Source organism: Peribacillus sp. NPDC094092, from assembly GCF_050279365.1.
Classification (GTDB): domain Bacteria; phylum Bacillota; class Bacilli; order Bacillales; family DSM-1321; genus Peribacillus.
Genome location: NZ_JBNNUC010000012.1, coordinates 1 through 18,379 on the forward strand (window position 1 = coordinate 1; position 18,379 = coordinate 18,379).

Below are 18,379 nucleotides of genomic sequence, written 5' to 3' on the forward strand. Positions count from 1 at the left end.
AGTGAGGATACAAGGATACGAAGTAAGGACTTACCCAATGTAGTAACATACCCACGATCTAGTGGCTCTACGACGAATTTACCGTATTTGGTATCGTCGTTGATTTCAACCGTTTCGATTTTTGGTTTTTCTATTTCGATCATCAATAAACCCTCCTTCAAAACGTCAAAACCCCGGCAAGTAAACGAATTCACTTAAACCGAAATTCCCCATGTATACGTTCCCGCTGTGCGCAACAACTGAAAATTAATCCTCTGTAAGAACGCAAACTCAGTATTATATCCCATTATTGACAGGAATACAAAATCTATACAGAAAAATTAAACACGGCGACGTTTTGGTGGACGGCATCCGTTATGTGGAACTGGAGTTACATCTTTAATTGCAGTTACTTCTAGGCCAGCAGCTTGAAGTGCACGAATAGCAGCCTCACGTCCAGCACCAGGTCCTTTAACTGTAACTTCAAGAGTTTTCATACCATGTTCAATTGATGTTTTAGCAGCTGTTTCAGCAGCCATTTGTGCAGCGAATGGAGTGGATTTACGAGATCCACGGAATCCTAGAGCTCCAGCACTTGACCAAGAAATAGCATTACCATGAGAGTCAGTGATCGTAACGATAGTGTTATTGAATGTTGAACGAATATGAGCAATACCAGTTTCTATATTCTTTTTCACACGACGTTTACGTGTATTAGTTTTACGTGCCATGAAAAGTAACCTCCTTTACTAATTATTTTTTCTTGTTAGCTACAGTACGACGAGGTCCTTTACGCGTACGAGCATTGTTTTTTGTATTTTGACCGCGAACAGGAAGACCACGACGGTGACGTAAACCACGGTAAGAACCGATTTCCATTAAACGTTTAATGTTTAGGGAAATTTCACGACGAAGGTCGCCTTCTACTTTAAGCTTGTCAATGATATCACGAATTTTGTTCAATTCGTCTTCCGTTAAGTCACGAACGCGAGTTTCTTCAGAAACGCCTGCTTCTGCAAGAATCTTGATCGCTGTTTGTTTTCCAATACCATATATATATGTTAATGAGATAACAATACGTTTGTCACGGGGAATATCTACTCCAGCAATACGTGCCATGCTTGAGTGCACCTCCTTCTATTTAGCCTTGTTTTTGTTTATGTTTAGGGTTTTCGCAAATAACCATAACTTTACCTTTTCTGCGGATAACTTTACACTTTTCGCAGATTGGTTTGACTGATGGTCTGACTTTCATTGCTATCTAACCTCCTTATACAGATCGGAGCGAAACCGGATTATTTGAACCGGTATGTGATTCTGCCGCGAGTTAGATCATACGGGGAAAGCTCAACCGTAACTTTATCTCCAGGCAAAATGCGAATAAAGTGCATACGAATTTTACCGGATACATGAGCTAAAACAGTATGACCATTTTCTAATTCTACCTTAAACATTGCATTTGGCAAAGTCTCTTGTACTGTGCCTTCTACTTCAATTACATCATCTTTCGCCATTAAAGTGATTCTCCCTTCTCTATGCGTGAACCTATTAAAGGTACACATCTTTCCGTCAACATTACTACAGTCCAATTATCCTCATAAGTCTTACAATTCTGCATCAAGTATTCACCATTTTGTAGAACCAGGCTTTAACTGAGGACCTTTATCAGTTGGACCGAAATGAGGATTTTATGGGCCCTCATGTAAGTCTTGACCGATTCCGTGACCGACATACTCTCGAAATAGAGAAGCAATTAGTCTCGACATAGGTTTGAATAGCATGGGAGATGTTTGAAAGGCGCACGCCTGACATAGCTTCTTTCAACCCTCTATATCACGACTCTTTAGGAATCCCAATAGAGTCACTGCATTTCTTCATCAATTTTGCCGACCGGATATGTCCATGAAGATCACTTAAAAAGTAATCGCCCAATTCAGGGAATACCAAGTACAAGAACCTGATTAATAAATGTGCGAATGCTCTCGCGAAATCCATTATACCCTTTGTATTATAGGAATGCACCAAGTTTAACTAGTAAGTTATAAAAATGGTATGAATTTCATAAATCAATACGAATGATTAATTTTGTAAAGCACCAAGCAACACATCGATATTTTCAAATACCTTATTAATATCTTGCTGTCCGTTAATGTTGACCAAGTACCCTTTGTCTCCGTAGAAATCTAGAAGTGGCTTGGTTTGTTTCAAATTCACATCTAAGCGATTCTGAACCGTTTCTGCATTATCGTCGGCACGTTGATATAATTCTCCGCCGCAGCGGTCGCATACATCATCCTTTGCAGGAGGATTGAATACAAGATGGTATGTCGCACCACATGATTTGCAAATACGACGTCCTGTCAATCTTTCCATTAAGATGCCTTTATCAACATCGATATTAATGACAAAATTTATTTTGCGATCTAAATCAGCAAGAATGCTTTCAAGCGCTTCTGCCTGTGCCACAGTACGTGGAAATCCATCAAGCAAAAACCCTTTAAGGCAGTCTTCTTTGCTTAAACGTTCACGTACGATGCCAATGGTAACTTCATCAGGTACCAATTCGCCTTTGTCCATGAATGATTTCGCTTTTAGACCTAATTCTGTTCCATCTTTGATAGCTGTTCGGAACATATCTCCAGTAGAGATATGAGGGATATTATATTTTTCTACGATTTGTTCAGCTTGAGTGCCCTTACCAGCACCCGGCAGACCCATTAAAACCAGATTCAATTTTCTTCCCCCTCAAACTCTATAATGGGTAAAGGGAACAAGCCGTTCCCAAAACTCATTACTTTATAAAGCCTTTATAGTGTCTCTTCACAAGTTGTGATTCCAGCTGCTTCATCGTATCAAGGGCAACCCCGACTACGATCAGCAAACTGGTACCACCAATCTGTGCAGATTGAGGTAGATCAGCAAGCTTAATGAAAAATACCGGTAAAACGGCAATGATGGCTAAGAATATAGAGCCTACAAACGTCAAACGGTATAAAACACGTGTTAAATATTCTTGTGTACTCTTACCTGGACGAATCCCCGGCACATAGCCACCTTGCTTTTTCAAATTCTCAGCCATTTGTTCAGGGTTAACCTGAATGAATGCATAAAAATACGCAAAAGCAATGATAAGAGCAACATAGATGATCATACCAATTGGCTTGGTGTAATCAAGATTTGTTGATATCCAGCTAGTCACGCTGTTCTTTCCGAAGAAAGAAGCGATTGTAGTCGGAGTAATGATAAATGCCATTGCAAAGATTACCGGAATAACACCCGCAGCATTTACTTTCAATGGTAAATGAGTAGACTGGCCACCCATTTGTGTACGACCTACCGCAGCACGTTTCGCATACTGAATAGGAATTTTACGTAATGCCTGCTGAATGAAAATGACAGCAACCACGATTGCTAATACTGCTAAAACAATGAGGATAATCGTTATGATTCGTAAGAATAATTGATCTCCGGCATTTTCAAATTGTTGGGCGTAAATCTGATTTGCCGTAGTAGGCAAACTAGCTACGATACCAGCAAAGATAATGATGGAAATCCCATTACCCACACCCTTAGCAGTGATCAGCTCCCCTAACCACAAAAGAAAAGCTGTTCCTGCCGTTAAGACAGTCGCAATAAGCAAGTATGTTGCAATTCCAGGATTTTCAATTAACTGTCCACCTGACATATTATTGAACCCATAAGACATACCAACAGCTTGGATAAATCCTAGGATAATAGTGAAGTAACGAGTGAATTGAGCTAATTTACGGCGCCCTGCTTCTCCTTGCTTAGACCATTCAGTGAACTTAGGAACAACATCCATCTGTAACAGCTGAACGATGATGGATGCCGTGATGTACGGCATGATTCCCATCGCCAATATGGAGAAGTTTTGCAATGCCCCGCCGCCAAAGGTATTTAAAAGACCGATGACGCTCAGCTGGTCCTGTTCAGCGAGAAAATCGGCATTCACATGCGGTACAGGTATAAATGTACCGATGCGATAGACGATTAACATTAGAAGGGTAAAAATAATCTTATTCCTTATTTCACCCACGCGCATAAAATTGGAGATCGTGCGAAACATTAGATCACCTCTGTGTTACCGCCAGCAGCTTCGATAGCTTCTTTAGCAGTAGACGAGAATTTGTGAGCTTTAACAGTAAGCTTTTTCTCAATGCTTCCTTTTGCAAGAATTTTGATTCCTGCTTTTTCTTTACTTACAACCCCAGTCTCAAGTAAAAGAGCTGGTGTTACTTCAGTACCGTCTTCGAAAAGATTTAACGTATCAAGGTTAACGATAGCGTAGTCTTTACGGTTGATGTTGGTAAATCCACGTTTAGGTAAACGTCTGAATAGAGGAGTTTGTCCCCCTTCAAATCCAAGACGCACACCGCCGCCGGAGCGAGCGTTTTGTCCTTTATGTCCTTTACCTGCTGTTTTACCGTTACCAGATCCAATACCGCGACCTTTACGTTTACGTTCTTTACGAGAACCTTCTGCAGCTTTTAACTCATGAAGTTTCATGTTGGCACCTCCTTGTTAAGTTAAAAATTATTTTATTGTTCTTTTACAGTAACAAGATGAGCAACTTTGGTAATCATACCGCGGATCGCAGGGTTATCTTCTTTGATAACCGTTTGATGCATTTTGCGTAAACCCAAAGTGTTAACTGTAACACGTTGATCTTCAGGACGACCAATTAAGCTGCGAGTGAGGGTGATTTCTAATTTATTAGCCATAATTCGATTTCCCTCCTTATCCTAACAGTTCTTGTACTGATTTTCCACGTAACTTAGCTACGTCTTCAGCACGTTTCAATTGCTTCAATCCTTCAATTGTTGCGCGAACCATATTAATAGGTGTATTAGTACCTAGTGATTTAGACAAGATATCGCTAACTCCGCCTAATTCAAGTACCGCACGAACAGGACCACCAGCAATTACTCCTGTACCTTCAGAAGCTGGTTTCAATAGAATGTGACCTGCGCCATAGCGACCGTTCACAAGGTGAGGAATAGTAGTACCAACCATTGGTACAGTGATTAGATTTTTCTTAGCATCCTCAATAGCTTTACGGATAGCATCCGGAACTTCTTGAGCTTTACCAGTACCAAATCCAACATGACCATTTTTATCACCAACAACAACTAGTGCAGTGAAACGGAAACGACGTCCGCCTTTAACAACTTTAGCTACACGATTTACTGTAACTACGCGTTCTTCAAGTTCTAATTTATTAGGATCAATGCTACGCATCTGTTATGTCCCTCCTTATCCATTAAAATTCTAAGCCGTTTTCACGAGCAGCGTCAGCCAATGCTTTTACACGACCATGGAAGAGGTAACCACCGCGGTCAAACACCACAGCTTTGAAACCTTTTTCAACAGCACGTTTCGCAATAAGTTCGCCAACTTTTTGAGCTGCTTCAGCATTGCTACCTGCTTCGATACTGATCTCTTTATCAAGAGTTGAAGCACTTGCCAATGTTACGCCTTTTGCATCGTCAATTAATTGTGCGTAAATGTGTTTGTTTGAACGAAACACATTTAAACGAGGACGAGCTTCTGTTCCAGAAAGCTTAGCACGTACACGCGCATGTCTTTTCTGACGAGTAGCATTTTTATCAAGCTTCGTAATCATTTACGTCACTCCTTTCGTTTACTTATGCGGCATTACTTACCAGTTTTACCTTCTTTACGACGAACGAATTCGCCTTCGTAACGGATACCTTTACCTTTATACGGTTCAGGCGGGCGAACATCACGGATATTAGCTGCTAGAGCTCCTACACGTTCTTTGCTTGCACCTTTGATGATTACTTTTGTATTAGAAGGAACTTCGACTTCAACGCCAGCTTCTGGCTCTATTTCTACAGGGTGGGAATATCCTACGTTAAGGACAAGCTTGTTACCTTGCTTTTGTGCACGGTACCCAACCCCAATAAGTTCAAGTGTTTTTACGAAACCTGTTGATACACCTTCAACCATGTTAGAGATGAGCGCGCGAGTAGTACCGTGTAGAGAACGGTGAGTCTTCTCGTCAGACGGACGTGTAACAGTTAACACGTTCTCTTCAACAACGATTGAAAGGTCAGGATTGAATGATCTAGTTAATTCACCTTTAGGTCCTTTTACAGTTACTTCACTTCCAGTAACAGTAACTGTTACGCCTGCAGGGATTTCAATAGGTTTTTTACCTATACGAGACATAATGTGCACCTCCATTCTTGTGAAAATGTATTACCAAACGTATGCTAAAACTTCTCCGCCAACTTGTTTAGAGCGAGCTTCCTTGTCTGTTAAAACTCCGTGAGAAGTAGAAACAATTGCGATACCTAAACCGTTAAGAACGCGTGGAACCTCTCCAGTTTTTGCATATACACGCAAACCAGGTTTGCTGATACGTTTTAGACCAGTGATAACACGTTCGTTGTTTGCACCGTATTTTAAGAAGATACGGATGATACCTTGTTTGTTGTCTTCGATTAATTCAAAGTCACGTACGAAGCCTTCACTTTTTAAGATCTCAGCGATTTCCTTTTTGATCTTTGAAGCAGGAACTTCCAGTTTTTCGTGACGAACCATATTCGCATTACGGATGCGAGTAAGCATATCTGCAATAGGATCTGTCATGACCATTATATTTTACCTCCTTCCCAAACTCGGGTTTTACCAGCTAGCTTTTTTAACGCCAGGAATTTGTCCTTTATATGCAAGTTCGCGGAAACAAATACGACAAAGTTTAAATTTACGTAATACAGAATGTGGACGTCCGCAACGTTCGCAACGTGTATATTCTTGTACTTTAAACTTCTGTTCGCGTTTTTGCTTTACGATCATAGACTTTTTAGCCACGATTTCGCCTCCCTTTATTTAGAGATTACTTTTGGAACGGCATTCCAACTTGAGTAAGTAGTTCACGAGCTTCTTCGTCAGTGTTGGCAGTCGTTACGATAACGATGTCCATACCACGAACTTTGCTCACTTTATCGTAATCAATCTCAGGGAAGATAAGTTGTTCTTTAACGCCTAATGTATAGTTCCCACGTCCGTCAAAGGATTTCTTTGAAACGCCGCGGAAATCACGTACACGCGGTAAAGATACAGATACTAGCTTATCAAGGAATTGATACATACGCTCTCCACGTAATGTAACTTTCGCTCCGATAGGCATACCTTCACGCAAACGGAAGCCTGCGATTGATTTTTTTGCTTTTGTTATAACAGGTTTTTGACCAGTGATCAATGTAAGTTCTTCAACAGCTGTATCTAAAGCTTTAGAGTTAGAAACTGCGTCACCCACACCCATGTTAATAACGATTTTCTCAATGTTTGGTACTTGCATTACTGATTGATAGTTGAATTTACCCATCAATGATGGTGTAATTTCACTTTTGAATTTTTCTTTAAGGCGGCTCATTGCTTAGTGTACCTCCCTTCTTTTATGACTTATTTATCTAAAGATTCACCTGAAATTTTAGCTACGCGTACTTTTTTACCATTTTCGATCTTATATCCAACACGAGTCGGTTTACCTGATTTAGGATCAAGTGGCATTACATTGGATACGTGAATAGCAGCTTCTTTGCTGATAATTCCACCTTGTGGATTAAGTTGAGATGGCTTGGAATGCTTTTTCACGATGTTAACTCCTTCAACAAGCACACGATTTTGTTTCGGGTATGCAGAAAGAATTATTCCTTGTTTGCCTTTGTCCTTACCAGAGATGACTACGACTTTGTCACCTTTTTTAACATGCATTAGCTTGGCACCTCCTTGAAAGGCTTTATACAAATTTTACATATTATAGAACTTCTGGAGCAAGAGAAACGATCTTCATGAAACTATTGTCACGTAATTCGCGAGCAACAGGTCCAAAAATACGTGTTCCACGTGGGCTCTTATCGTCACGGATAATTACACATGCGTTTTCATCGAAACGAATGTAAGAACCGTCAGGACGACGCATACCACGTTTTGTACGGACAACAACAGCCTTAACGACTTCACCTTTTTTAACAACGCCTCCTGGTGTTGCCTGTTTGACTGTACAAACGATGATATCACCGATGTTTGCAGTTTTACGGCCAGAACCACCTAGGACTTTAATTGTTAGCACTTCACGAGCACCTGAATTGTCAGCGACTTTTAAACGAGATTCTTGTTGAATCATGTACGGTACCTCCCTTCGGAATTAGCTTAATCCGAACTATATTAAATGATTACTGCTTTTTCTACTACTTCTACAAGACGGAAGCGTTTTGTAGCTGAAAGTGGACGAGTTTCCATGATACGTACTACGTCGCCTGCTTTAGCTTCGTTTAGCTCGTCATGAGCTTTAAACTTTTTAGAATATTTCACGCGTTTACCGTATAAAGAATGCTTTTTATAGGTTTCTACTACAACTGTTACTGTTTTATCCATTTTGTCGGATACTACGCGTCCAGTGTAGACTTTGCGTTGGTTGCGTTCGCTCATTCTGCAAACCTCCATTCATTATCGATTAGTGACACCGATCTCTCTTTGACGAACAACTGTTTTCATACGAGCAATCGATTTGCGAACTTCACGGATGCGAGCTGTATTTTCAAGTTGTCCAGTAGCTAACTGGAAACGAAGATTAAATAGTTCTTCTTTAAGAGATTTTAGTTTTTGTTCAATTTCAGCAGTGGTTAGATCTTTGATTTCATTAGCTTTCATTTGTTTCACCACCAATTTCCTCTCTTTTTACAAACTTGCATTTGATTGGAAGTTTGTGTGCTGCAAGGCGCAATGCTTCTCTTGCCACCTCTTCAGATACACCAGAGATTTCAAACATAACTTTGCCCGGTTTAACGACTGCTACCCAACCTTCAGGAGCACCTTTACCGGAACCCATCCGTACTTCAAGCGGCTTAGCTGTGTAAGGTTTGCTTGGGAAGATTTTGATCCAAACTTTCCCTCCACGTTTCATATAACGAGTCATCGCAATACGAGCTGCTTCGATTTGGCGGTTTGTGATCCAGGAAGCTTCTTGAGCTTGAAGTCCAAATTCTCCGAAATGAACTTCAGTGCCGCCCTTAGCCATCCCTCTCATCTTACCGCGGTGTTCACGACGGTATTTTACGCGTTTTGGCAATAACATATTATTTTCCTCCTTCCTCAGATTTCTTCTTAGTAGGAAGAACTTCTCCACGGTAGATCCAAACTTTCACGCCTAGCTTACCGTAAGTAGTATCTGCTTCAGCATGAGCATAATCTATGTCTGCACGAAGTGTGTGAAGTGGAACTGTTCCTTCGCTGTAATGTTCAGCACGAGCAATATCTGCACCGCCAAGACGACCAGAAACTTGAGTTTTGATTCCTTTTGCTCCAGAACGCATAGTACGTTGGATAGCTTGCTTTTGAGCACGACGGAATGAAACACGGTTTTCTAATTGACGAGCGATGTTTTCTGCAACCAATTTTGCGTCAAGATCTGCTCTTTTAATTTCAATGATATTGATATGAACTCTTTTGCCTGTCAGCTGGTTCAAAGCTTTACGAAGTGCTTCGACTTCAGTACCGCCTTTACCGATAACCATTCCTGGTTTAGCAGTGTGGACAGATACATTGATACGGTTAGCTGCACGTTCGATTTCAACTTTTGAAACAGAAGCATCATTTAGACGTTTCGCGATATATTCACGAACTTTGATGTCTTCATGCAAAAGAACTGCGTAGTCTTTATCAGCGTACCATTTGGATTCCCAGTCACGGATGATCCCGATACGCATACCGATTGGATTTACCTTTTGACCCACAGATTACCCCTCCTTCTTTTCTGATACAACGATTGTAATATGACTAGTACGTTTGTTGATTGCACTCGCACGACCTTGAGCGCGAGGACGGAAACGTTTTAATGTTGGTCCTTCGTTAACGTATGCCTCTGAAACGACTAGGTTATTAATATCCATTTCGTAGTTGTGCTCTGCATTTGCGATAGCAGAATTCAAAACTTTTTCTACGACTGGAGAAGCAGATTTTGGTGTTAAGCGAAGAATCGCTACTGCTTCACCTACTTGTTTTCCTCGAATTAAGTCTGCGACTAAACGCACTTTACGAGGAGCAATACGAACTGTTCTAGCGACAGCTTTTGCTTGCATGAGATGCCCTCCTCTCATTAACGTCTTGTTTTCTTGTCATCACTTGCGTGACCTTTATAAGTGCGTGTAGGCGCGAATTCGCCTAGTTTGTGACCTACCATATCTTCTGTTACATAAACCGGAACATGCTTACGACCGTCATAAACGGCGATTGTGTGTCCGATGAATTGCGGGAAGATTGTTGAGCGACGAGACCAAGTTTTTACTACCTGTTTCTTGTCAGCTTCATTTAATTTTTCAACTTTAACCAATAAATGATCATCAACAAAAGGTCCTTTTTTTAAGCTACGACCCATGCGAGTACCTCCCTTCGTGACTGTTCTACGGTTCTATATATGAACCGTAGTTCAATCCCGTTATTTTTTACGACGACGTACGATAAATTTATCGGATTTGTTTTTCTTCTTACGAGTTTTGAATCCAAGAGTAGGTTTACCCCATGGAGACATTGGTGATTTACGTCCGATTGGCGCTTTACCTTCACCACCACCGTGTGGGTGATCATTCGGGTTCATTACAGATCCACGAACTGTTGGGCGTTTGCCTAACCAACGGTTACGTCCAGCTTTACCAATGTTGATAAGTTCATGTTGTTCGTTACCAACTTGACCGATTGAAGCACGGCAAGTAGCAAGAATCATACGAACCTCACCTGAGTTTAAACGTACTAGTACATAACGGCCTTCTTTACCAAGTACTTGTGCAGATGTTCCTGCTGAACGGACTAATTGTCCACCTTTTCCTGGTTTAAGTTCGATGTTATGAATTACTGTACCAACTGGGATGTTAATAAGAGGTAATGCGTTACCCACTTTGATGTCAGCTTCTGGACCTGACATAACTTCCAAACCTACTTCTAGGTTTTTCGGAGCTAGGATATAACGTTTTTCTCCATCAACGTAATTAATTAATGCAATGTTTGCAGAACGATTTGGATCGTACTCAATAGTAGCAACGCGTCCTGGTATACCATCTTTATTCCGTTTGAAATCGATGATACGGTATTGACGCTTGTGGCCGCCACCTTGATGACGAACTGTTAACTTACCTTGGTTATTACGGCCGCCTTTGCTGTGTAAAGGAGCAAGTAATGATTTTTCCGGTTTGTCTGTAGTGATCTCAGCAAAATCGGAAGTCGTCATATTACGTCGACCGTTAGAGGTAGGTTTATACTTCTTAATCGCCATTTGTATTTCCCTCCTTCTCTAATGAATTAAGCTTCGAATAGCTCGATTTCTTTGCTGTCAGCAGTTAATTTAACAATAGCTTTACGGCGCTTGTTAGTATAGCCTGCATGTTTGCCCATGCGTTTGAATTTACCTTTGTAGTTCATGATGTTTACTTTCTCAACTTTAACGCCGAAAATTTCTTGAACAGCATCTTTAACTTGAGTTTTATTAGCTCTAACATCAACTTCAAAAGTATATTTCTTTTCAGCCATTATGTCTGAAGAGCGTTCAGTGATTACGGGGCGCTTAATGATATCGCGTGCATCCATTATGCAAGCACCTCCTCTACTTTTTCGACAGCTGATTTAGTCAAGATCAATTTGTTGTGTGAAACAACATCAAGAACATTAAGACCATCAGCTTCAACCACAGTAACACCAGGGATGTTACGTGCAGAAAGAGCAACTTTCTCATCTAAACCGTCAGTAACGACTAATGTTTTAGTGTCAACAGAAAGGTTTTTAAGAACCGCTACAAACTCTTTTGTTTTTGGAGCTTCGAAAGACAAGCTTTCAAGTACCAAAATGTTCTCTTCCAATGCCTTTGCAGACAATGCAGATTTAATAGCTAAACGACGTACCTTTTTAGGCAGCTTGTAAGAGTAAGATCTTGGAGTTGGTCCAAAAACAATACCACCGCCACGCCATTGTGGAGAACGGATAGAACCTTGACGCGCACGTCCAGTTCCTTTTTGTTTCCAAGGTTTACGTCCACCGCCTGCTACTTCAGAACGGTTTTTAACTTTATGAGTTCCTTGACGTAAGGAAGCTCGTTGCATGATGATTGCTTCAAATAATACGTGATTATTAGGTTCGATACCAAAGATGGATTCATTTAGTTCGATGTCGCCAACTTGAGAACCTGTTTGGTTGAACAATGTAACTTTTGGCATTCTATTGCTCCTCCTTTCTCAGAAATTACTTTGCTTTAACAGCAGATTTAACTTTGATCAATGCTTTTCTAGCACCAGGTACATTACCTTTGATCAATAGTAGGTTACGTTCAACATCAACTTTAACGATAGCTAAGTTTTGAACAGTGATTTGTTCTCCACCCATACGTCCTGGTAAAAGTTTACCTTTGAATACGCGGTTTGGAGCTACAGGACCCATTGAACCTGGGCGACGGTGGTAACGAGAACCGTGAGACATTGGTCCGCGAGATTGTCCATGACGTTTGATAGAGCCTTGGAAACCTTTACCTTTTGAAATTCCTGATACATCTACTAAATCGCCTTCAGCGAAAATACTTACATTGACTTCTTGACCGATCTCATATTCATTAAGATCCGTTCCGCGGAATTCGCGAATGAAGCGCTTAGGAGTAGTATTTGCTTTTTCAACATGGCCCTTTTCAGGTTTGTTAGAAAGCTTTTCACGTTTGTTTTCAAAACCAACTTGAACTGCTTCATAGCCATCAGTTTCAACAGTTTTCTTTTGAAGAACCACGTTATTAGCAGCTTCGATAACTGTTACCGGAATAAGTTCACCGTTTTCAGCAAAAACTTGAGTCATACCGATTTTTCTTCCTAAGATTCCTTTGGTCATAAGTCACACCTCCTAGAGTAATTGTTCATATTTATATGAATTATAATTTGATTTCAATGTCAACGCCTGATGGTAAATCTAAACGCATCAATGAATCAACTGTTTGTGGAGTTGGATTAACGATGTCGATTAGACGTTTATGCGTACGCATTTCGAATTGTTCACGAGAGTCTTTGTATTTATGAACCGCACGTAGGATCGTATATACCGATCTTTCAGTAGGTAATGGAATCGGACCAGATACAGCCGCACCAGAACGTTTTGCAGTTTCAACAATTTTCTCAGCAGATTGATCAAGAATTCTGTGATCATATGCTTTTAAACGGATACGAATTTTTTGTTTTGCCATAATTTTCCCTCCTTTTCGCCTATTTTAAAATAGACCTTCTCAATGGAAATTTCCCACACACTCGCCATGGCAAAGCGGCCGGGTGTGTCAGCAACCTTCCATATCATCGCAGTCAAAGACCAACATTGTCTATTATACATATAACACAAGCAAAATGCAAGTTAAACTTAGATTTTTCTTGTGCAACACACTTTTATTATTATACATACTATCACAAGTATTTACAAGTACATTCTGTGTGGTCTTTCATATCCATTTTCTTCATATCATAAATGTACAAGATATCATCAAATGAACTTCATTTTTTACGGATATATTATAGAAGAAAGAATGAATCTACATTAAAAAATAAAAAAGAAGCAGATGGCGTCCCATCTGCTTCTTCCGGAAGGCGTCCCTTCCAATATTGTTTTATCAATCAATTATTCTTGGATTGTAGCAACTACGCCAGCGCCTACAGTACGTCCACCCTCACGGATAGAGAATTTAGTACCTTCTTCGATAGCGATTGGAGCGATAAGTTCTACAGTCATTTCGATGTTGTCTCCAGGCATAACCATTTCTACGCCTTCAGGAAGGTTACAAATACCAGTTACGTCAGTTGTACGGAAGTAGAACTGAGGACGGTAGTTTGTAAAGAATGGAGTGTGACGTCCACCTTCTTCTTTAGAAAGAACATAAACTTCTGCTTTGAACTTTGTGTGTGGAGTGATAGTGCCTGGTTTAGCAATAACTTGTCCACGTTGGATATCTTCACGGGATACACCACGAAGAAGTGCACCGATGTTGTCACCAGCTTCAGCATAGTCAAGAAGTTTACGGAACATTTCAACACCAGTTACTGTTGTTGGTTTAGACTCTTCGTTGAATCCGATGATGTCAACAACGTCACCGACTTTAACTTGTCCACGCTCAACACGGCCAGTTGCAACTGTTCCACGACCAGTGATAGAGAATACATCCTCAACTGGCATCATGAATGGTTTTTCAGTGTCACGAGTTGGTTCTGGGATATACTCGTCAACAGCTGCCATTAATTCATGGATTTTTTCTTCCCAAGCTGCGTCACCTTCAAGAGCTTTTAGTGCAGAACCTTTGATAACTGGAATGTCATCGCCAGGGAATTCGTATTCAGAAAGAAGGTCACGAATTTCCATTTCTACTAATTCAAGAAGTTCTTCGTCATCAACCATGTCGCATTTGTTCATGAATACTACTAGGAATGGTACACCAACTTGACGAGAAAGAAGGATGTGCTCACGAGTTTGTGGCATTGGGCCATCAGCAGCAGATACTACTAGGATACCGCCGTCCATTTGTGCAGCACCTGTGATCATGTTTTTAACATAGTCAGCATGTCCTGGGCAGTCAACGTGTGCATAGTGACGGTTAGCTGTTTCATACTCAACGTGTGCAGTAGAGATTGTGATACCACGTTCTCTTTCTTCTGGAGCACCATCGATTTGGTCATAAGCGCGAGCTTCTGCGCCACCAGATTTAGCAAGTACAGTTGTGATTGCAGCAGTTAGAGTTGTTTTACCATGGTCAACGTGACCAATTGTTCCAACGTTAACGTGCGGTTTTGAACGATCAAATTTAGCTTTTCCCATTAGGAATTCCTCCTTAAAATTATAAATAAAAGATTAAGTATATAGGGGCTGTGAAAGAAGACTAATTCTTCCATCACAGCTTACATAAGATAGTTATACTTTAATAAGAGATGAAAATCAATTATTCACCTTTATTTTTTTTGATGATTTCTTCAGAAATGCTCTTAGGTACTTCTTCATAATGATCGAAGTGCATAGAGAATGTTCCGCGTCCTTGAGTGTTAGAACGTAAAGATGTAGCATATCCGAACATTTCAGATAGTGGAACCATCGCTTTAACCATTTGTGTGTTACCGCGAGCTTCCATACCTTCTACGCGACCACGACGAGATGTGATATCCCCCATGATGTCGCCTAGGTAATCTTCTGGAATAACTACTTCCACTTTCATGATTGGCTCAAGGATGACAGGACTACATTTAGATGCTGCATTTTTAAGTGCCATGGATGCAGCGATTTTAAATGCCATTTCATTGGAGTCAACGTCATGGTAAGATCCGTCGAATAATTTTGCTTTGATGTCGACTAGCGGGTAACCAGCAAGTACACCACGGTCAAGTGAATCAACTAATCCAGCTTGTACAGCAGGGATGTATTCACGTGGTACTACACCACCGACGATAGCATTTTCAAATTCGAATCCTTTACCTTCTTCGTTTGGACCAAATTCAATCCATACGTGTCCGAATTGTCCACGACCACCAGATTGGCGAACGAATTTACCTTCAACTTTAGCTGAACCACGGAAAGTTTCACGGTATGCTACCTGAGGAGCACCAACGTTTGCTTCCACTTTGAATTCGCGACGCATACGGTCAACAAGGATGTCCAAGTGAAGTTCACCCATACCAGCGATGATTGTTTGACCAGTTTCTTGGTCAGTGTGCGCACGGAATGTTGGATCTTCATCTTGAAGCTTTTGTAAAGCTTGAGACATTTTGTCTTGGTCTGCCTTTGATTTCGGTTCAACTGAAAGTGAGATAACTGGCTCTGGGAATACCATGGACTCAAGAATTACTTGGTTCTTGTCATCACATAGAGTATCACCAGTTGTAGTATCTTTCAATCCAACAGCAGCTGCGATATCTCCTGCATATACAGTAGAAATTTCTTCACGGCTGTTTGCGTGCATTTGAAGGATACGTCCAATACGTTCACGTTTTCCTTTAGTTGAGTTGATTACATAAGATCCGGATTCTAATGTACCTGAGTACACACGGAAGAATGTAAGTTTACCAACGTAAGGGTCAGTCATAACTTTAAACGCTAAAGCTGAGAACGGTTCAGCATCATCTGAATGACGTTCCACTTCTTCTTCTGAATCCGGTAATGTACCTTTGATAGCTGGTACATCCAAAGGAGATGGAAGGAAGTCGATAACGTTATCAAGCATTAATTGAACACCTTTGTTTTTGAAAGCTGATCCGCAAATAACAGGGAAGAATTCAACATTAACGGTTGCTGTACGAATGGCTGCTTTCAATTCTGCAATGCTGATTTCTTCGCCGCCAAGGTATTTTTCCATTAAGTCTTCATTAACTTCTGCTACTGCTTCAATTAACTTTTCACGGTATTCTTCAGCTAATTCACGGTGTTCTTCCGGAATTTCGCCGATAGTGATATCAGTTCCTAGGTCATTACCGTAGAAATGAGTTTTCATTTCAATAAGGTCGATGATTGCAGAGAATTGATCTTCTGCTCCGATTGGTAACTGAACTGGGTGAGCGTTAGCTTGTAAACGGTCATGGATTGTTCCAACTGAATACAAGAAATCTGCACCGATTTTGTCCATTTTATTTACGAATACGACACGTGGTACACCGTAAGTTGTAGCTTGGCGCCAAACTGTTTCAGTTTGAGGCTCAACACCTGATTGGGCATCAAGTACAGCTACAGCTCCATCAAGTACACGCAAAGAACGTTCAACTTCAACTGTGAAGTCTACGTGTCCCGGTGTATCGATGATGTTTACACGGTGCCCTTTCCACTGTGCAGTTGTTGCAGCGGAAGTGATCGTGATTCCGCGTTCTTGTTCCTGTTCCATCCAGTCCATTTGTGAAGCACCTTCGTGCGTTTCACCAATTTTGTGGATTTTACCAGTGTAATAAAGAACACGTTCTGTTGTTGTCGTTTTACCAGCATCGATGTGAGCCATGATACCGATATTACGAGTGTTTGCTAAGGAGAACTCTCTTGCCATTTGTCTTTCTCCTTCCTTCTATAAGGATTTTATAGTGTTTGATCTTACCAGCGATAATGTGCGAAAGCTTTGTTGGCTTCTGCCATTTTGTGAGTATCCTCACGTTTCTTAACTGCTGCTCCAGTGTTGTTAGCAGCATCCATGATTTCATAAGCTAAACGCTCTTCCATCGTTTTTTCTCCACGAAGGCGAGAGTAGTTTACTAACCAACGAAGTCCTAGAGTCGATTTACGGTCTGGACGCACCTCAACTGGTACTTGGTAGTTAGCTCCACCCACACGGCGTGCTTTTACTTCTAGTACAGGCATGATGTTTTTAAGTGCTTGATCGAAAACTTCGATCGGCTCATTGCCAGTACGTTCTTTGATTAAATCAAATGCAGAGTAAAGAATTTTTTGTGATTTACCTCTTTGTCCATCAACCATTAATTTGTTGATTAAGCGAGTCACAAGTTTTGAATTATATATTGGATCTGGTAATACGTCTCTTTTCGTTACAGGTCCTTTACGAGGCATTATATTTCCTCCTTTCAAGAAAGTTCAATTTTTGTTTAAGATTATTTTTTTGCTGCTTTCGGACGCTTAGTACCGTATTTAGAACGGCCTTGCATACGATTGTTAACTCCAGCTGTATCAAGAGCACCACGTACGATATGGTAACGTACCCCTGGTAAATCTTTTACACGTCCGCCACGGATAAGAACCACGCTGTGTTCTTGTAGGTTGTGACCGATACCTGGGATATAAGCTGTTACCTCGATACCGTTTGTTAAACGTACACGCGCATATTTACGTAACGCGGAGTTTGGTTTTTTCGGTGTCATAGTACCCACACGAGTGCAAACACCACGTTTTTGCGGAGATGATACGTTAGTTTGTGCTTTTTTAAAGCTGTTGTAGCCTTTGTTAAGTGCTGGAGATTTTGAATTAACCTCTTTAGACTCGCGTCCTTTACGCACTAATTGATTAATAGTAGGCATTACATTTTTCCTCCCTTCACGTTTTCATTTCTAGTACCACACATCCAGGTGGTTCATAAATGGGTAAAAACAAAGTCTTTGCAAATATAATTGCAAAAACATCTTTACTTTTTGATGGCAACAGTTGCTGCTCCGACATCAATACCACATGCTTTGCCAAGCATTCTCATCGAATCAACATATGTGATAGGAACATCCAATTCTTTGGCGGTCTCGACGACACGCCCAGTCAAGTATATATCTGCATCATCAGCGATGATAACTTCTTGAATTAAATTGTTTTTAAGAGCTCTAACTGCTTGCTTCGTCCCTATAATCACTGACTTTGCCTGTATTACTTTTTCATAAGACATGGT

Annotated in this window: 32 protein-coding genes and 1 pseudogene; all 33 read right to left on the reverse strand. The window is 40.8% G+C overall.

What is annotated here, in order from left to right:
- Positions 1–143 (reverse strand): annotated as a pseudogene (locus tag ACQKNS_RS26305) (DNA-directed RNA polymerase subunit alpha); the annotation flags it as partial.
- Positions 144–320: 177 nt separating this feature from the next.
- Positions 321–710, reverse strand: coding sequence for a 30S ribosomal protein S11 (gene rpsK / locus ACQKNS_RS26310; RefSeq protein WP_028390438.1), 390 nt, complete (start codon positions 708–710; stop codon positions 321–323).
- 22 nt (positions 711–732) lie between these two features.
- Complete coding sequence (gene rpsM / locus ACQKNS_RS26315; RefSeq protein ID WP_034304978.1) at positions 733–1,098, reverse strand: 30S ribosomal protein S13; 366 nt, start codon at positions 1,096–1,098, stop codon at positions 733–735.
- Between the two features lie 22 nt (positions 1,099–1,120).
- Positions 1,121–1,234 carry a 50S ribosomal protein L36 gene (rpmJ, locus tag ACQKNS_RS26320; RefSeq protein ID WP_003156543.1) on the reverse strand — a complete coding sequence of 38 codons (114 nt, stop codon included), beginning with the start codon at positions 1,232–1,234 and terminating at the stop codon, positions 1,121–1,123.
- 40 nt (positions 1,235–1,274) lie between these two features.
- The gene (infA, locus tag ACQKNS_RS26325; protein ID WP_028390440.1) at positions 1,275–1,493 is read right to left on the reverse strand and encodes a translation initiation factor IF-1; all 219 of its coding nucleotides are present in this window, start codon (positions 1,491–1,493) and stop codon (positions 1,275–1,277) included.
- 565 nt (positions 1,494–2,058) lie between these two features.
- Complete coding sequence (locus tag ACQKNS_RS26330) at positions 2,059–2,712, reverse strand: adenylate kinase (RefSeq protein WP_427646136.1); 654 nt, start codon at positions 2,710–2,712, stop codon at positions 2,059–2,061.
- Between the two features lie 58 nt (positions 2,713–2,770).
- Positions 2,771–4,066, reverse strand: a complete 1,296-nt coding sequence (gene secY, locus ACQKNS_RS26335) for a preprotein translocase subunit SecY (RefSeq protein WP_034304981.1) — start codon at positions 4,064–4,066, stop codon at positions 2,771–2,773.
- Positions 4,066–4,506 carry a 50S ribosomal protein L15 gene (rplO, locus tag ACQKNS_RS26340; RefSeq protein WP_034304982.1) on the reverse strand — a complete coding sequence of 147 codons (441 nt, stop codon included), beginning with the start codon at positions 4,504–4,506 and terminating at the stop codon, positions 4,066–4,068. The genes secY and rplO overlap by 1 nt, the downstream gene beginning before the upstream one ends.
- A 32-nt stretch (positions 4,507–4,538) precedes the next feature.
- On the reverse strand, positions 4,539–4,721 hold the full coding sequence (gene rpmD / locus ACQKNS_RS26345) for a 50S ribosomal protein L30 (RefSeq protein WP_427646138.1): 183 nt from the start codon (positions 4,719–4,721) through the stop codon (positions 4,539–4,541).
- Positions 4,722–4,737: 16 nt separating this feature from the next.
- Positions 4,738–5,238 (reverse strand): 30S ribosomal protein S5, encoded by a 501-nt coding sequence (gene rpsE, locus ACQKNS_RS26350; RefSeq protein ID WP_034304987.1) that lies wholly within the window; start codon positions 5,236–5,238, stop codon positions 4,738–4,740.
- A 22-nt stretch (positions 5,239–5,260) separates the two neighbouring features.
- Positions 5,261–5,623, reverse strand: coding sequence for a 50S ribosomal protein L18 (gene rplR, locus ACQKNS_RS26355; RefSeq protein ID WP_076372859.1), 363 nt, complete (start codon positions 5,621–5,623; stop codon positions 5,261–5,263).
- A gap of 32 nt (positions 5,624–5,655) precedes the next feature.
- The gene (rplF, locus tag ACQKNS_RS26360; protein ID WP_427646139.1) at positions 5,656–6,192 is read right to left on the reverse strand and encodes a 50S ribosomal protein L6; all 537 of its coding nucleotides are present in this window, start codon (positions 6,190–6,192) and stop codon (positions 5,656–5,658) included.
- A 30-nt stretch (positions 6,193–6,222) separates the two neighbouring features.
- On the reverse strand, positions 6,223–6,621 hold the full coding sequence (gene rpsH, locus ACQKNS_RS26365) for a 30S ribosomal protein S8 (RefSeq protein WP_034304995.1): 399 nt from the start codon (positions 6,619–6,621) through the stop codon (positions 6,223–6,225).
- 30 nt (positions 6,622–6,651) lie between these two features.
- Positions 6,652–6,837: a type Z 30S ribosomal protein S14 gene (locus ACQKNS_RS26370; RefSeq protein WP_034304998.1), complete on the reverse strand. Its 186-nt coding sequence runs from the start codon at positions 6,835–6,837 to the stop codon at positions 6,652–6,654.
- A gap of 25 nt (positions 6,838–6,862) precedes the next feature.
- A complete protein-coding gene (gene rplE, locus ACQKNS_RS26375; RefSeq protein WP_048677889.1) occupies positions 6,863–7,402 on the reverse strand; it encodes a 50S ribosomal protein L5 in 540 nt (179 codons plus the stop codon).
- Between the two features lie 29 nt (positions 7,403–7,431).
- The gene (gene rplX, locus ACQKNS_RS26380; protein WP_427646140.1) at positions 7,432–7,743 is read right to left on the reverse strand and encodes a 50S ribosomal protein L24; all 312 of its coding nucleotides are present in this window, start codon (positions 7,741–7,743) and stop codon (positions 7,432–7,434) included.
- A gap of 43 nt (positions 7,744–7,786) precedes the next feature.
- Positions 7,787–8,155, reverse strand: coding sequence for a 50S ribosomal protein L14 (gene rplN / locus ACQKNS_RS26385; RefSeq protein WP_034305005.1), 369 nt, complete (start codon positions 8,153–8,155; stop codon positions 7,787–7,789).
- A gap of 41 nt (positions 8,156–8,196) precedes the next feature.
- Entirely contained in the window at positions 8,197–8,460 is a 264-nt protein-coding gene (gene rpsQ, locus ACQKNS_RS26390) for a 30S ribosomal protein S17 (RefSeq protein WP_285769163.1), read from the reverse strand.
- 18 nt (positions 8,461–8,478) lie between these two features.
- Positions 8,479–8,682: a 50S ribosomal protein L29 gene (rpmC, locus tag ACQKNS_RS26395; protein WP_034305010.1), complete on the reverse strand. Its 204-nt coding sequence runs from the start codon at positions 8,680–8,682 to the stop codon at positions 8,479–8,481.
- Positions 8,672–9,106 (reverse strand): 50S ribosomal protein L16, encoded by a 435-nt coding sequence (gene rplP, locus ACQKNS_RS26400; protein WP_034305012.1) that lies wholly within the window; start codon positions 9,104–9,106, stop codon positions 8,672–8,674. Before rplP ends, rpmC begins: the two co-directional genes overlap by 11 nt.
- A 1-nt stretch (position 9,107) precedes the next feature.
- Complete coding sequence (rpsC, locus tag ACQKNS_RS26405) at positions 9,108–9,764, reverse strand: 30S ribosomal protein S3 (protein ID WP_034305014.1); 657 nt, start codon at positions 9,762–9,764, stop codon at positions 9,108–9,110.
- Positions 9,765–9,767: 3 nt separating this feature from the next.
- On the reverse strand, positions 9,768–10,109 hold the full coding sequence (rplV, locus tag ACQKNS_RS26410; protein ID WP_283916490.1) for a 50S ribosomal protein L22: 342 nt from the start codon (positions 10,107–10,109) through the stop codon (positions 9,768–9,770).
- A 17-nt stretch (positions 10,110–10,126) separates the two neighbouring features.
- The gene (gene rpsS, locus ACQKNS_RS26415) at positions 10,127–10,405 is read right to left on the reverse strand and encodes a 30S ribosomal protein S19 (RefSeq protein ID WP_034305018.1); all 279 of its coding nucleotides are present in this window, start codon (positions 10,403–10,405) and stop codon (positions 10,127–10,129) included.
- A 60-nt stretch (positions 10,406–10,465) separates the two neighbouring features.
- Positions 10,466–11,296: a 50S ribosomal protein L2 gene (rplB, locus tag ACQKNS_RS26420; protein WP_034305021.1), complete on the reverse strand. Its 831-nt coding sequence runs from the start codon at positions 11,294–11,296 to the stop codon at positions 10,466–10,468.
- A 26-nt stretch (positions 11,297–11,322) separates the two neighbouring features.
- Positions 11,323–11,607: a 50S ribosomal protein L23 gene (gene rplW, locus ACQKNS_RS26425; protein ID WP_034305023.1), complete on the reverse strand. Its 285-nt coding sequence runs from the start codon at positions 11,605–11,607 to the stop codon at positions 11,323–11,325.
- A complete protein-coding gene (rplD, locus tag ACQKNS_RS26430) occupies positions 11,607–12,230 on the reverse strand; it encodes a 50S ribosomal protein L4 (RefSeq protein ID WP_192207444.1) in 624 nt (207 codons plus the stop codon). Before rplD ends, rplW begins: the two co-directional genes overlap by 1 nt.
- Before the next feature lie 25 nt (positions 12,231–12,255).
- Positions 12,256–12,885, reverse strand: coding sequence for a 50S ribosomal protein L3 (gene rplC, locus ACQKNS_RS26435; protein WP_192207443.1), 630 nt, complete (start codon positions 12,883–12,885; stop codon positions 12,256–12,258).
- A 40-nt stretch (positions 12,886–12,925) separates the two neighbouring features.
- Positions 12,926–13,234, reverse strand: a complete 309-nt coding sequence (gene rpsJ / locus ACQKNS_RS26440; RefSeq protein ID WP_019244375.1) for a 30S ribosomal protein S10 — start codon at positions 13,232–13,234, stop codon at positions 12,926–12,928.
- 422 nt (positions 13,235–13,656) lie between these two features.
- Positions 13,657–14,844, reverse strand: a complete 1,188-nt coding sequence (gene tuf / locus ACQKNS_RS26445; protein WP_402843035.1) for an elongation factor Tu — start codon at positions 14,842–14,844, stop codon at positions 13,657–13,659.
- Between the two features lie 121 nt (positions 14,845–14,965).
- A complete protein-coding gene (gene fusA, locus ACQKNS_RS26450) occupies positions 14,966–17,044 on the reverse strand; it encodes an elongation factor G (protein WP_427646143.1) in 2,079 nt (692 codons plus the stop codon).
- A 44-nt stretch (positions 17,045–17,088) separates the two neighbouring features.
- On the reverse strand, positions 17,089–17,559 hold the full coding sequence (rpsG, locus tag ACQKNS_RS26455) for a 30S ribosomal protein S7 (protein WP_048677878.1): 471 nt from the start codon (positions 17,557–17,559) through the stop codon (positions 17,089–17,091).
- A gap of 41 nt (positions 17,560–17,600) precedes the next feature.
- On the reverse strand, positions 17,601–18,023 hold the full coding sequence (gene rpsL / locus ACQKNS_RS26460) for a 30S ribosomal protein S12 (protein ID WP_034305038.1): 423 nt from the start codon (positions 18,021–18,023) through the stop codon (positions 17,601–17,603).
- Between the two features lie 104 nt (positions 18,024–18,127).
- On the reverse strand, positions 18,128–18,376 hold the full coding sequence (locus ACQKNS_RS26465; protein WP_034305040.1) for a 50S ribosomal protein L7ae-like protein: 249 nt from the start codon (positions 18,374–18,376) through the stop codon (positions 18,128–18,130).
- Between the last annotated feature and the right edge of the window lie 3 nt (positions 18,377–18,379).

Bases quoted from the DNA above. Each gene is read 5' to 3' on its own strand.
- rpsK (WP_028390438.1), bottom strand. From the start codon at position 710: ATGGCACGTAAAACTAATACACGTAAACGTCGTGTGAAAAAGAATATA.
- rpsM (WP_034304978.1), bottom strand. From the start codon at position 1,098: ATGGCACGTATTGCTGGAGTAGATATTCCCCGTGACAAACGTATTGTT.
- rpmJ (WP_003156543.1), bottom strand. From the start codon at position 1,234: ATGAAAGTCAGACCATCAGTCAAACCAATCTGCGAAAAGTGTAAAGTT.
- infA (WP_028390440.1), bottom strand. From the start codon at position 1,493: ATGGCGAAAGATGATGTAATTGAAGTAGAAGGCACAGTACAAGAGACT.
- secY (WP_034304981.1), bottom strand. From the start codon at position 4,066: ATGTTTCGCACGATCTCCAATTTTATGCGCGTGGGTGAAATAAGGAAT.
- rplO (WP_034304982.1), bottom strand. From the start codon at position 4,506: ATGAAACTTCATGAGTTAAAAGCTGCAGAAGGTTCTCGTAAAGAACGT.
- rpmD (WP_427646138.1), bottom strand. From the start codon at position 4,721: ATGGCTAATAAATTAGAAATCACCCTCACTCGCAGCTTAATTGGTCGT.
- rpsE (WP_034304987.1), bottom strand. From the start codon at position 5,238: ATGCGTAGCATTGATCCTAATAAATTAGAACTTGAAGAACGCGTAGTT.
- rplR (WP_076372859.1), bottom strand. From the start codon at position 5,623: ATGATTACGAAGCTTGATAAAAATGCTACTCGTCAGAAAAGACATGCG.
- rplF (WP_427646139.1), bottom strand. From the start codon at position 6,192: ATGTCTCGTATAGGTAAAAAACCTATTGAAATCCCTGCAGGCGTAACA.
- rpsH (WP_034304995.1), bottom strand. From the start codon at position 6,621: ATGGTCATGACAGATCCTATTGCAGATATGCTTACTCGCATCCGTAAT.
- rplE (WP_048677889.1), bottom strand. From the start codon at position 7,402: ATGAGCCGCCTTAAAGAAAAATTCAAAAGTGAAATTACACCATCATTG.
- rplX (WP_427646140.1), bottom strand. From the start codon at position 7,743: ATGCATGTTAAAAAAGGTGACAAAGTCGTAGTCATCTCTGGTAAGGAC.
- rplN (WP_034305005.1), bottom strand. From the start codon at position 8,155: ATGATTCAACAAGAATCTCGTTTAAAAGTCGCTGACAATTCAGGTGCT.
- rpsQ (WP_285769163.1), bottom strand. From the start codon at position 8,460: ATGAGCGAACGCAACCAACGCAAAGTCTACACTGGACGCGTAGTATCC.
- rpmC (WP_034305010.1), bottom strand. From the start codon at position 8,682: ATGAAAGCTAATGAAATCAAAGATCTAACCACTGCTGAAATTGAACAA.
- rplP (WP_034305012.1), bottom strand. From the start codon at position 9,106: ATGTTATTGCCAAAACGCGTAAAATACCGTCGTGAACACCGCGGTAAG.
- rplV (WP_283916490.1), bottom strand. From the start codon at position 10,109: ATGCAAGCAAAAGCTGTCGCTAGAACAGTTCGTATTGCTCCTCGTAAA.
- rpsS (WP_034305018.1), bottom strand. From the start codon at position 10,405: ATGGGTCGTAGCTTAAAAAAAGGACCTTTTGTTGATGATCATTTATTG.
- rplB (WP_034305021.1), bottom strand. From the start codon at position 11,296: ATGGCGATTAAGAAGTATAAACCTACCTCTAACGGTCGACGTAATATG.
- rplW (WP_034305023.1), bottom strand. From the start codon at position 11,607: ATGGATGCACGCGATATCATTAAGCGCCCCGTAATCACTGAACGCTCT.
- rplD (WP_192207444.1), bottom strand. From the start codon at position 12,230: ATGCCAAAAGTTACATTGTTCAACCAAACAGGTTCTCAAGTTGGCGAC.
- rplC (WP_192207443.1), bottom strand. From the start codon at position 12,885: ATGACCAAAGGAATCTTAGGAAGAAAAATCGGTATGACTCAAGTTTTT.
- rpsJ (WP_019244375.1), bottom strand. From the start codon at position 13,234: ATGGCAAAACAAAAAATTCGTATCCGTTTAAAAGCATATGATCACAGA.
- tuf (WP_402843035.1), bottom strand. From the start codon at position 14,844: ATGGGAAAAGCTAAATTTGATCGTTCAAAACCGCACGTTAACGTTGGA.
- fusA (WP_427646143.1), bottom strand. From the start codon at position 17,044: ATGGCAAGAGAGTTCTCCTTAGCAAACACTCGTAATATCGGTATCATG.
- rpsG (WP_048677878.1), bottom strand. From the start codon at position 17,559: ATGCCTCGTAAAGGACCTGTAACGAAAAGAGACGTATTACCAGATCCA.
- rpsL (WP_034305038.1), bottom strand. From the start codon at position 18,023: ATGCCTACTATTAATCAATTAGTGCGTAAAGGACGCGAGTCTAAAGAG.
- ACQKNS_RS26465 (WP_034305040.1), bottom strand. From the start codon at position 18,376: ATGTCTTATGAAAAAGTAATACAGGCAAAGTCAGTGATTATAGGGACG.